Below are 12,286 nucleotides of genomic sequence, written 5' to 3'. Positions count from 1 at the left end.
ACTTTTCAAAAGCCTGTCCATTTAAGGGCTTGTACCCGCCGCAACAGGTTCGGGCCGTCGCGCAGCCACGCCACCACGAGCCTATTGAAAGTCATTTTCATTACGATATCGCCCGCTCCTAGCTCGCTTGGCAGGGGCGCGGGCACCGATGTCGCCGGAGCCGAGGTTGGGGGCATCAGCGATCAGTAATTTGTACACTATCCCGCTCGTCGCGTCCTCGAGGCACGCTCCAGCCGCTGTGTTCAAGCAGTGCGGCCGAAGTGAACCATCCTATGCACCCTCGGGGTTCTGTGAGCCGGCCGGTTGGTCGGTCACGTGTTGGGAATAGTACTGGGCTTCGGCTTCGGCGCGTGGGACTCGTCCGAGGCGGTGCATGAGCCGCTGCTGGTTGTACCAGGCGACATAGTCGGCGGTGACGTGTTCGACGTCGGACAGGGTGTTCAGCGGGCCGCGGCGAAACGGGGAATCCGCGCGCCATCATCTCCTCACTGCACACTCACACCTGTTCATCTCAAGGTGCGGCCGCCCGCGGATAACGCATGGGGACAACGATTCTGATCCTCGTGCTCAACTAGCGGCAACAGTGAAGGGCCCAACAGCGGCATCCGACGCCCGGCTCGATGCACGGCCTCGTAGGACCACAGTTGTTAGACGGCGTCGACAGGCGACCACTGCATAATTTTCATCTCCTGAGGGCGAGCGCCAGGTCAGAATGGCTCGTCCGCTGAACTACCACTTGGGCCTCCCACAACTGTGGCTCTACCGACCAGGACCAACTTTCTGACGGCAACCCACGTTCACATGTGAGCGGAGGCCCCAGCCCCCCATACCCGTCTAACCCGCCCAGCATAAGGCGGCAGTCGTCTGCCGCCAGCATGCCCTACAATTCCCAGCAAAGGTCAGCACCGCAAGGACTTCGGCCCATTCTTTGGCGGCTGCGGCCGTCTTTTCGTGACGACCTTCGGGCGCAGCGTGTCCTTGAGTGCGTTACGCACGTGATTGCGACGCCAGCCGGTGATGGCGCACAACTGGTCGAGATTCCGGCCATTGCCGGCCCTGTCCGTCCCCACGTAGCGGTTACGATCGCCTCAGCACCACCTTGCGTTGACTCACCTTCAGTACCACCAGCTGGGCCTATCCAGCGCGTTATCCTTGGCTGATCAGGTGCGCCGCACGCGCGCATTCTTAGCTGACGCGACGAGCGGGTCTACCCACGCATTTGCTGAGTCCAGGCGGCGTCTTGACAAGGCGCCCGGAGCGGCACAAAACTGGTGTCATGCGCCCACACTTAGGGCCAGTGCCACCAGTTTGTGGTTGCGGATCCTGCTGGCTCCCGCGCGTGCGGTCGCCGATGAGGCTGGTGCCATTCGGCGGCTCAGATGTGCTCACTCATGGTGCTGTCGCTGTAGTCACGAGAGCTGGCAGCGGCATTGGCCGCGGCTTTGGCGTTGAGCTTGCTCGTCGGGGTGCGCGGGTGTCTGCGCCGATATCGATCCGGGACGGGCTAAGGAGACCGTTGGACTTGTCGTCCAAGCTGGTGGTCAAGGTTCGGACATTACCTGTGATGGCAGGCCGAGAGAATGGCGCCCAGGAGCTATACCGGTGGGCTTGGTGTCATCGAGTGGGTCGCGCGGTAAATAGCCACCGGGCGATTTGAAGAACCAGATCGGAGTAGGGAAATGGCGTTCGAATACAGCGATATGCTGCAAACGATTAAAGACCGACAGTGGGCGCTTGCCGACATCGATTGGGAAGCCCCAGGCGCGGAGTTGATTACCGACGAGCAACGGCCCCACCTCAAACAATTCATGTCAGATGTGGTGTGGATCGAGCATGTCGGAGCGCGTGCTTTCGAGGCGATGGCGCCTAAGGCGCCGTTCGAGGCGTTAAGAGAGATCTACCACTACTTCCACGCCGAGGAGCAGCGGCACGCTAATGCCGAACTTGCCCTCATGCATCGCTGGGGAATGCTCGAGCCAGGAGAGACACCTGTGCCGAATAAGAATATTCGGCTGGGGATCGAGTGGATCGACCACTATAGCGATGCGCTCCCGTTGACGGTGATGAGCTCTGCGATCCCGGCGTTGGAATGCGCCCTCGACGGCGCGTTGCTGAAGTTCCTTCTAGACGAGGTGGCAGACCCGTTGTGCGGCGAGGTCTTCAGTAAGGTCAATAGTGACGAATCTCGCCATCTTGCAGTGGGTTTCCAAGTTCTCAATGACCTCGGCGCCAGCCCGGTGCGGGTGCACGTGATCGAGACGGTGGGGTCCATTATTGATCCGAGAATTCTCCTCGGCTCCCTAATGTATATACCGCTGCTCACCAGGATGATGGCTAACCTCACTGCGTGGGGCCTCTCGGAGGAGAAGCTATACAACGCGGTCACACGCTACTCGAATATCGGCGATCGAAGCGAGTTCACCCGCCGAATTCCCGCTTATCACATCCTTCGGACGCACATGTCTGCGACTATCAACCGCGCTCAACCTTTCCATTTCTTTTCCCAGGGGCTAGGTACCCTTGTCGACCATTTCCCCGTCCAGGTGTTCGGCAAACTGCCCTCCTGGGCTGGGGACATGACATACGAACCGGTTTCCAAGTGACCGATCAATCGACCGTTCTGATCGTCGGTGCCGGCTGGGGGTCAGCGAACCGTTTGCCGGCTCTTCCGGAAATGGAGTGCAGGTAAACGCTGCGGCGACTTGTTGATTGGGTCGTGTCGGTGAGCTAATACGGGCGGCGGGCAGAGGATGCAGGTTCCTACACCTTTGTCGTCTGCCTTCTGGGGAGTCCTGTGTCCGAGCCTACGTCTTGTTCTGCTGCTGTTGTTGCCGACACGATCGTGCGCACGGTCGAACTTGGGGTGACGATCACCGATGCTGCTGTCGACGGCGAGGCCACGGTGGTGTTTTGCAACTTGCTCGATGATGGCCAGCGGCATTGTCCGGGCTGCCGTCGAGACGTCAACCGTGACACTGTGATCCGCAACGTGACTGATGTGCCGGTGGTCGGGCATCCACTTCGCCTGCGGGTGCCGCGCTACCGCTGTGTCGACACCGCCTGTGAGCGGGAAGTGTTCGCCCACAACACCTCTGCGCTAGCGCGGCCAGGATGGTCGACCACCCGCAGATGCGCCCGCTACATCTGTCACCGGCTGATGATCGACCACGCCACCGTCGCCGCGGTCGCCCGCGAGCTCGGCCTGTCCTGGGACACTGTCAACACCATCGCCATGGACGCCACCCAGCTGATCGTGGCCAACGACACCGGCCGACTCGACGGCGTGCGGGTCATCGGGGTTGATGAGCATCGCTGGTCACATGTGCGTCGACCCGACTCAGAGGGCTACGTCACCGTCATCATCGACCTGACTCCCGTGCTCGATGGCACCGGCCGTGCGCGGCTGCTCGACCTGGTCCCCGGACGTTCGGCAGCCGCCTTGAGCAGCTGGCTGTCTGAGCAGAGCTAAGCGTTTCGCGAACAGGTGCAGGTCGTGGCGATGGACGGGTTCGGCGGCTACAAGACCGCGGCGACAGATCAGCTGCCTGAGGCCACCGCGGTCATGGACCCCTTCCATGTCGTCGCGCTGGCCGGCGCCAAGCTCGACCTGTGCCGCCAGCGCATCCAACAACAGACATGCGGGCACCGCGGCCGCACGGGTGACCCGCTTACCTTGTGCGGGGCACGTTGCGCACCCGCTATCCGCTGCTCAATGCGCACCAAAAAGCCCGACTGGAAGCCGTTTTCACCGATGAGGCCCACCTCGCGGTCCAACTGTGCTGGAGCTTCTACCAACGCCTGATCGCCGCCTACGCCCACCCCGACCGCCGCCGCGGCAAAACCATGATGACCACGATCATCAACACCCTGCGCCATGGCGTCCCCGACGAGCTCGAGGAACTGGCCCAACTCGGCCGCACTCTATGGCGCCGCCGCAACGACATCCTGGCCTTCTTCGACCACCACGCCTCAACGGCCCCACCGAAGCGATCAACGGCCGACTGGAAGCACTGCGCCGCAACGCGCTGGGATTCAGAAACCTAACCCACTACCGATGACGCTCACTGCTGCACAGCGGAGCCCTGCACTCACTCGTCAACGCACTCTGAATTACGAAGAGCCGCTTTGGCGTGAAGAAGGACTGCGCGTACCGCAGCGGTGACGACGCAACCGCCGCGGCAGTTCCACCGCGCCGACCACGGTCGCCGATGCGGCCAACCGGGTGTGGGCGGTCGACTTCCAGTTCGATGTCACCACCGATGGGCGGCCGCTTCACCGAGGTTGAGGTCCTAACATCTCCTTCCAACCGTCGTCTCCTATTTTGGCCGAATCTTCGATGGTGTATTTGACGCCATCGGGCCCTAGGAACTCGCCGCTTTGCGGACTATAGATAGCTGCAGCACCGCTAGGAATGTAAATGCACGGGTTCGGCTGCTGACCGTTGCACTGGACGCTCCCAGAACCTGGCCGTTGCAGTGGATCGCTTCGTGGAGGAGGCGTCCCCGTCACCCGGTCGGAAGGAAGCGGATTGATGCCGGTATCGACCGACGGAGCCGGTATGACCAAGCCGGGTTTCACCGGCTGATCACAGCGCGCCGCAGGTGCGGGGCAGCTTAGAATCTGGTTCGGATCCCCGTACCAAGGATTGGTCCCCAGCGGGACATACGGCTCTTTGCTGCGGCATTCGCGCGGCGTGGCCGCGCGCTTGCCGGGAACATCGACACAGGGATAATTACGCGCGCCGCGGACCGCGTTTTGTGCCTCCATCGGAATCTTGCAGTATCGCGTGGTCAAAAGCCCGGGAGTCTCGTCCACAAAGGATCGCCATTGCGATGCCGGCAAGAACCCCGTCAGGCAAGCAGGGGTCATATTTATTGGCGTTTGGAACGAAAGAGAAAACGTATGTGGGTAAGCAGCGGTCACTGTCTCACCGAATGCGGGAATTTGCGGAAGTATGACCAGCAATTGCTCTACATTCTTGTTGTACCGCTTGAGCAGATCGGCCACAATCGCAACATTTGCTAGGGTCTGCGGCAAAGTTTCGCGAACGTCGCCGAGCACGGCTTTAATCTGATCGGCGGTCGGCGCAACCTGGCCCAGGATGCTCTTGAGCTGTTTGTCCTTTTCCGCGGCCTGCGCGTCGAGAGTATTTAAGTTGTGCGCCCACCGCTCGATGGGATCACGCGAGTTGGCCTGGCTGTCGATGATCGGTGCTGCGTTTTGGACGATATCGTTGACGTCGCTAAGGTTTGTTTTGAAATCCCCAACGATCGATTGGGTCGAGTCGACTAGCCGCTGCAGGGCTGGGCCCAGGCCGCCGACCGCTTGAGCTGTCTCATCGAGTAGTCCGGCGATCTTGTCTTTGGGCAGGACGTCCAATGTATGGTTAACGGTATCCAGGGTCGGGCCAATTCGTTTAGGCACCGTGCTGTTAGTGATGGTCTGGCCGGGCGAGAAATACTTGGCCGGATTCTGCGCGGATACTAGGTCTATGTATTGTTCGCCGACCGCCGACACCGAATGCACGTTCGCCGAGGAGTCAATTGGGATTTTGTACTGGTCGCTGATACGCAATGTGGCCCGAACTCCTTGTTCGGTCGGCTCTACCCGAGTTACCTTTCCCACGGTGATTCCGCGGTAGGTGACGTTTGCAGTGGGATAAAGCCCTCCCGACGTGGGTAAATCCACCTCCAAACTGTACTGGCCCATCCCAACGACGCTCGGCAACCTCAGATAATGCCACCCAAGAACGCTCATGGCGAGCATCGTGACGATAGTGAACACGGTTAGCTGAAGGCGAAGGCGTCGAGTCAACATGCTGCCTACTCCTCGTCACGCTCGGGGGGTTCGTCGGCGGGGTTGGGTGCGAACCTGACATCGGGAAGCATGGTGTTCGGATCGCGGCCCCACGATTGCTCAAGCGCTCGCAGTGCGCCGGAGAACCCGGTTCCGGTGAGGAGCGCATTATCGATTGCACTCAAGGTGAGGTCCAAGGTTATCGAAACATTCATTGAGTCGCCGTGTACCACCTTCGGGATGGCGTCGGCGCTGAACGGGAGGGTCAAGGCAATCTTTAGCGTCTCGACCAGATCCATCGAAGCCCGGCTGAGTTGTTTCAGGGGACGCTGCAGTTGGCGCACGTCTTTATCCAAGTCGGGACGCGCCGCCGTCAAGGTCTGATTGAGGACGTCGCTAAACCGGCCCAACGCATTGGTCGCATCGAGGAACGGCTGTCGTTGTTCAGCGAAATGCTTTGCCAATGGGGGAAACTCGGTGAGAACGTGGTCCAGGGTGTCTGATTGCTTGGCTACATAAGTCAACAGCCGGTCTGTGGAGTCGATAGCGCGAGTGATGTCATCACGTTGCTCGTTTAGTCGGGCGGTGAAGGTGTCGAGCTTCTTGAGGAAATCATGTATCTGATCGGCCCGCCCAGTCAGCATGTTACGGACTTCACTTGCGATCACTTCGACGTTAGGGATGCCGCCACCGCGCAGCACCGCGGCAAAACTGGCCAGGACCCGCTCGGTGGTGGGATAGGCGGACGCATTCTGCAGCGGGATGATGTCGCCGTTCTTCAATAGTTGCGGTGATGGGTTGGCTGGCGACGCCAGCTCCACATGCTGTGAGCCGAGCAGGCTGGTCTGCCCGATCTTCGCGGTGGCGTTCTTCGGTAGCTTGACGCCCTTTTCTAGATCCAAGGTCAACGTCGCGATCCAGTTTTTCAGGCCGATTGCGCGTACCCTGCCGACAAAAACGTCGGCGACGCGTACCCGACTATTGGCATTCAAAGCCAGCGTTTCCGGCATCTGCACATAAATCGTATAAGAGCCGGATTCGCTTCCCGGGCCACCAGGCAGTGGCACATTAGCGATACCTCGCCAGCTAGCACACGAGGTAAGTACTGTAGCGGCCGCAAATAGCGCCACGAACCGTGACATTCCCGCCCGCATGCTCACTGGCCGGATCCTGTCGCGACTGATGCTGCGTCAGCGGCGGGTGGCGGGCCCGGCGGCGGTGGACCCATATTGGAATAGGCGTTGGGCGGCCCCGGCGGCGTCTGAAACCTTGATGGCGGCGGTGTCGTGTCCGGGCCTCCCATCAGCTCAGCGAGCGAGTCCGGTGTCAGCAAGCTTTCGGTAGCCGGTCCCACTGTGAGGCCTTGCTCACCGGGCGCTACGACCCAGCCGGGCTCGTGGTTACCATGTGACAACGGCGAGTCCGGCGCCCAAATCCCGGGGACCGTGGTGTCCTTGAACCCCGGCGGAGGCTGTAACCGAGGCTCGGAATATGCGATATGTTTGGGCAGTACAGCAGGAGTTTGGTACAGGTTGATGCCAGCCGGGGGTCCATTGAACTTGATCGCATCCAAAACCGGCGTCAAGTATTGTGCGCACAGTTCGGCAGACTCTTGGTATCCCATACGGCTGCCGGCCTGCATCGCGCTGCAGATGAACTGCAATGGGTTGGCAAAGTTTGGCAGGGCTATTGCACCTGTCAGCGCGCCGTGCGCCGGCTCATAGATTGCGAGGGCGTTGGCGGCAAAATGGGGGAAGACATGCAGCGCCGTTTCAAGCGCATTCAGCGGCTCGGGTTGAACCAGCGCGGTGGTCACATCGGCGAGGGTGTTGATGTCGTGGGTTAGCCCATCACGATTGTCCGCTAGAAGCTTTCGCAATGCGGGAAGCATATCGTCTACCTGTTGCAGTGCCTTCGCAAGCCCGGGATCTGAGCTGGTAAGTGAACTGGTAAATACGGCGAGGTCCTTATTCAAAGCGACGAAATTCCGATCATCTTTATATAGCGCGTTGACGAATAAGGCCATGCTGCGCAGCACGGCAAAGAAATCGGCACGCCCGTCATTTAGCGCGGTCAACGCTTGCGAAAGCCCGGTCAAAGTACTGTTGATCTCTTTGCCTTTGCCGGCCAAGCCGTCCGCGAAAGATTCGATGACTTCGCCGAAAGGCCCCTTGGGCTGCTCGGGCGTAGGTCCCAGCTTCGAGATAATGTCCGTGATACCATTGCGCAACTGATCCCATTCCACCGGCACCTGTGTTCGTTCGATGGGGATCACCGCATGATTTCCTAGCGATGGGCCGCCTTCATAGGGCGGTTCCAGCTGAATGACGCGCGAGGCGACCAGCGCGGGATTGAGGATCACCGCAGAGGCGTCAGCGGGCACTTTGTATTTTTTCTCGTAGTGGAAAGTCACCTTCATCTTGTCACCCGACGGCTCGACCTTGTCGATCGCGCCCACTCGCACACCCATTATCTGGACCTTGTCCCCGACATAAAGCGCGTTTGCCTCCGGGAAATACGCAACCACCGTGTTATTGGTCATTTTTTCGTAGAAATCCCGAGCAGCCAGCGTCGTAATAGACGCCAGCAGTATCACCAAGGACCCAACGATGATTGCAGTTCGCGAAAACTTCGGGAGTTGAATTTTGCGTATATCGAAAACAGTACTCAATTCTGGCTGCCTCCCGTCGCAGCGCCGCTGCCTCCTGTTCCGCCCGGGGTGATGAATGGGCCCGGCAGCTGCGGGCCCGGGCCCGGCGGGAATGGTGGTCCCGGGGGGAGTCCTGGCGCGAAGGTCGACGGCGGTGATGTCGGGCCGGCCGGCGCCAGGTTCTCGGTACGCGCGCCTGGTGGAGCTTTTACGGGAAGCCGCACCGGAGTGCCTGGCACATTCGGCGGGGGCTCGTCAGGTCGTCCGGCAATCGGGATACCGGGTGTTGGTGGCAGCCCATTAGGGTCGGGAGGTGACGTTTGGACGTCAAACGGCGCGATCGTCGACGGGCCACCGAAAGGGCCGGCGCCCAAACCCATGCAGGGAAGCGGGTTCCATGGCCGCGGCAAACCGTCCTCTGCGGGGGTGTAAGCGCACGACGCGCCTGGCGGAACCGCCGGTCCTGGATGGTCCGGGGTGCCCTCCCTTACCGGCGGAGCTGGCGGTGGCGCGCCATTGGGAAACCGGGTGCCGTTAGGATCGGGGAACTGGTAGGCGGGCAAACCAGCGCTGCGCCAGAATTGTTCAGGGTCGATCCCACGTTTCTTGAACGCCGCGTCGACCCAAGGCTGAGTCATCCAAAAAGGTGCAAGATTCAGCAGAGCCACCTTAAAGTAGGGACCCGACGCTACCGACTCCGCCAAAGCCGACGCATAATAGCTTACGTTAGGCGCCCACTCGACGAGATCTTTTTTGTGTTTGAGTAGCAGATCGCTAATCGTCCTCAATTGCTCGACAACGTTATGCAGATTCGGGTTGTCATCGATCAAACCCTTCAACTGGGCGGAAACGGCGGCGATATTGCCCAGCAAGCCGTCGATGGCACTCTTGCGCTCGTTGAACGCCGCCAGAACGATCTGCGTGTTAACCAAAATCCGATCGATTTGCTTGCTGCGATCACCGAGTATGCTTGCCACCTTCCTAGCGTCAGCAAGCAGCCGTTGGATTTGCTCGTCGCGTTTCCCTAGCGTGTCAGAGAACTTGGCCACACCATCCAGTGCTGCACTCAGATGCGGGTAAGTCTGCTCAACTGTCTGCGACAGCACATTCAGGGAGCGTTTGACTGTATTGATGTCCCAGCCGGTAGCCGCCTTCGTGACGTCGAAGAACGCGTCGTAGATCTGGTACGGGCTGGTGGTTTGCCCAAGCGGGAGTGTCGCATTTGGTTGGAGCACGCGGGAGCCTTGGGGATCGATCTCGAGCACTTTCTTCCCCAGGATGGTATCGGTACGGATCGCAAGACGGCTTTTAGATCCGATTGTATTGGAGCCGATGGAAAACTTCATGACTACATGGTTGCCATTGATCGTAAATCCCTGCACTTCGCCGACATTTACCCCAGCGATGCGAACTTTATCGCCCTTGTTCAGCCCGCCTGTGTCTTTGAACTCTCCGTAATAGGTTGCCTGGGCAAACAACATCGGAATGCTGGTGAAGCTTTGCCCTACTCCGGTCACCACCGCTGCAACGATGATTCCCATCGCCCCCATCCGATACGGATTGATTGCTTGAAGGGTTCTCACTTCGGAGTGCACCTCCCCGTCGGCTGACTCCAAAGCTTCACGGTACGGACGGGCCCGCCAGGCTGCAGGCCATCAACCTTCAGCGTGACGTCGCACGCGTAGAAATTGAAGAAGTCGCCATAAAGCCCCCCGATACCCGCGACACGCTTCGCAGATTGTGGGGCGTCCCGTAACACCCCGTCGACGTAGTCGAGCCGGTCAATTAGCGGTTGGAGGGTATTCTGCACATAGCCAACGGCCTTCTGCAGCAGTGGCCGATTGTCTGACAACAGATCCGCCAGCGTGCCGGCCACATTACCGATGTGCGCGACATTGGCCGCGAGCGGATCGGCTTGATTGCTCAACCCGGTGATCAACTTATCGACGTTGTCGATCGTTTGGTCGAATTCCTTGCGATGCTTGACCGTGGTCTCTAGCACGACGTTAAGGTTTGAGATGACTTCACCGATTGCCTGGTCACGTCCAGCGATCTGCGCGGTTAGTTGCGCCGTCTGGTCCAAGATATCGTTGATCGTGCCACCTTGGCCCTGAAACACAGTGACGATCGCGGTCGCAATCGTATTGACTTTGTCGGGATCGAGCGCGCGAAACACCGGCTTGAAACCACCGATCAGTGCATCTAAATCCAGGGCTGGCTCCGTACGTGACAGCGGGATAAACCCACCCGGCGGCAACACCCGATCCATCCCTTCACCGTCGCCGCGCTTAAGTTCTACGTAGCGCTGCCCAAGTAGGTCGGCATAGCGAATGGACGCGGTCGTCGACTGATAAAGCGGCACCGAACGGTCTACTTCGAAGTCCACACGCACCCGATGACCGCCCTCCGTGATCCGTACGCTGCTTACTTTGCCGATCTCCACCCCGGAGGCACGGACAAACTGGCCGGCGCGCAAGCCGCTCGCAGTACTGAATTCGGCCGTGTAGCTGGAGGTCTTGTTAAAGCGCAACTGGGCGAACACCACGACAATGATGACCGTCACGGCAATTAAAGTTAATACGGCAGTACTAAACTTCACTGCCGTAGCGGTGATTTTTTTCATGGGTTGATCGTGTTCTCCCCCCACTGGCGGCCCCACACGTATTCATTGGCCTGCGGTTGCGGGATTCCAAAGTGGGTGTATGGCGCGATGCTGGAACCGCTATCCGTTACCAAGTACGGAGCAGGCCACAGATCGCGGGTAATGGTCTTCCAGCATCCCGGTTTCCCGCCCGGTCCGCCGTGAGCATTCACTCGCGGCAAGTTGTCAGGATAGACGTACGCATTTGTTCCTCCCAAGATCGTGCCTGTTAACCTTACCGAGTAACCGTTGCCGCTCTCCCCATCCGTCACTTTCGGTAGCACATTAGCGCCATGGTGAAAAAGGCAGTAAAGCTCCGGACTGTAGGTGTCAAGCAGTTGAGTCACCGGCACCAGGTCGCTGACCGCATGCTGCAGGTCCGATCTGCTCTGGTCAATGATGTCGGCACCGGTGTTTCCAACCCCCACCGCGGCCAAGAGTGCGGCGTCCAGATCCTTCTTTTGCTGGTTGAAGGTACGCGCCGTGGTGACTGCGTTATCGAGGGCGCTCCAAAGATCCGGCGAGGCATCCCCGTAGATATCGGCTAAATCCGCCAACCGTTGAATATCATGGCGGATTTGAGGCATCTGCGGGTTGATGTCATCGAGTATGGTGTTTCCATTGATGATCGAAGCCCCGAATTTATCGCCTTGCCCATTTAACGCTGCAGCCACCGCCGAAAGCGTTAAGTTCACCTTGACCGGATCCACCTTCTCTGAAATCTGCATGACCGTCTCGAACAACGTGTTAAACTCCGTTGTTTCCGACCTCACCACAATTATGTCAGCCGGTGTAACCTTCCGGGCCACAGGTTGTTTGGGCGAACTCAACGACACGTACTTGTTGCCAAACACCGTGGTGGCTGTAATTTCGGCATTTACGTTTAGCGCGATCAGCCCGGCGTATTTTGGCGCAATTTCCAGCAGCAGCTTGGCCGCCGGCTTTCCGTCACGCTCCACCTCGCTGATGCTGCCCACCCGGCCGATCTCCACCCCGTTGTAAGTGACTTTCGCCCCCCGATCCAAGACCAAACCCGACCGGCTAGCCAATGCTGTTAAGGTTATCTTGGGTGTGAAGCCACCCCGGAACTGGACCCAGACGACGATCAGCACGACCGCGGTGATGAGCCACAAAGCCAGCCCCGCTAACTTTCGGACCGAAATAAGTCGCCGTAGCCGCTTGCTTGTGGTTGCCATAAT

General features: G+C 59.4%; 7 protein-coding genes and 4 pseudogenes. 4 read left to right on the top strand and 7 right to left on the bottom strand.

Annotation, left to right across the window (positions count from 1 at the left end; all coding sequences use genetic code 11):
- Window positions 1-270 precede the first annotated feature (270 nt).
- A pseudogene (locus tag AC0KS4_RS00775) lies at window positions 271-474 on the bottom strand (IS3 family transposase); the annotation flags it as partial.
- 877 nt (window positions 475-1,351) lie between these two features.
- Here AC0KS4_RS00775 and AC0KS4_RS00770 point away from each other — a divergent pair.
- The 4 genes and pseudogenes from AC0KS4_RS00770 to AC0KS4_RS00755 form a co-directional block, all read left to right on the top strand.
- Window positions 1,352-1,566 (top strand): annotated as a pseudogene (locus AC0KS4_RS00770) (SDR family NAD(P)-dependent oxidoreductase); the annotation flags it as partial.
- Between the two features lie 113 nt (window positions 1,567-1,679).
- Window positions 1,680-2,603 (top strand): ferritin family protein, encoded by a 924-nt coding sequence (locus AC0KS4_RS00765; RefSeq protein ID WP_007172267.1) that lies wholly within the window; start codon window positions 1,680-1,682, stop codon window positions 2,601-2,603.
- 236 nt (window positions 2,604-2,839) lie between these two features.
- Window positions 2,840-4,058 (top strand): annotated as a pseudogene (locus AC0KS4_RS00760) (ISL3 family transposase).
- Between the two features lie 65 nt (window positions 4,059-4,123).
- Window positions 4,124-4,273, top strand: a pseudogene (locus AC0KS4_RS00755) (IS3 family transposase); the annotation flags it as partial.
- On the opposite strand, the gene AC0KS4_RS00750 reads toward AC0KS4_RS00755, so the two are convergent.
- Genes AC0KS4_RS00750 through AC0KS4_RS00725 form a run of 6 tightly spaced genes read right to left on the bottom strand, consistent with a single transcriptional unit; the run spans window position 4,273 to window position 12,283 of the window.
- Window positions 4,273-5,817 (bottom strand): MCE family protein, encoded by a 1,545-nt coding sequence (locus tag AC0KS4_RS00750; protein ID WP_007172264.1) that lies wholly within the window; start codon window positions 5,815-5,817, stop codon window positions 4,273-4,275. The pseudogene AC0KS4_RS00755 and the gene AC0KS4_RS00750 sit on opposite strands and share 1 nt — an antisense overlap.
- Window positions 5,818-5,822: 5 nt before the next feature.
- Window positions 5,823-6,950, bottom strand: a complete 1,128-nt coding sequence (locus AC0KS4_RS00745) for a virulence factor Mce family protein (RefSeq protein ID WP_033721559.1) — start codon at window positions 6,948-6,950, stop codon at window positions 5,823-5,825.
- Between the two features lie 2 nt (window positions 6,951-6,952).
- Window positions 6,953-8,467: a virulence factor Mce family protein gene (locus tag AC0KS4_RS00740; protein WP_007172262.1), complete on the bottom strand. Its 1,515-nt coding sequence runs from the start codon at window positions 8,465-8,467 to the stop codon at window positions 6,953-6,955.
- Complete coding sequence (locus AC0KS4_RS00735) at window positions 8,464-10,029, bottom strand: virulence factor Mce family protein (protein ID WP_007172261.1); 1,566 nt, start codon at window positions 10,027-10,029, stop codon at window positions 8,464-8,466. Before AC0KS4_RS00735 ends, AC0KS4_RS00740 begins: the two co-directional genes overlap by 4 nt.
- Window positions 10,026-11,069: an MCE family protein gene (locus tag AC0KS4_RS00730; protein WP_007172260.1), complete on the bottom strand. Its 1,044-nt coding sequence runs from the start codon at window positions 11,067-11,069 to the stop codon at window positions 10,026-10,028. Before AC0KS4_RS00730 ends, AC0KS4_RS00735 begins: the two co-directional genes overlap by 4 nt.
- A complete protein-coding gene (locus AC0KS4_RS00725; protein ID WP_007172259.1) occupies window positions 11,066-12,283 on the bottom strand; it encodes an MCE family protein in 1,218 nt (405 codons plus the stop codon). Before AC0KS4_RS00725 ends, AC0KS4_RS00730 begins: the two co-directional genes overlap by 4 nt.
- Window positions 12,284-12,286 lie beyond the last annotated feature (3 nt).

The sequence above is a fragment of the Mycobacterium sp. NTMscope_MAC_12 genome (assembly GCF_976985675.1).
This window is presented reverse-complemented; position numbering and strand designations above follow the sequence as displayed.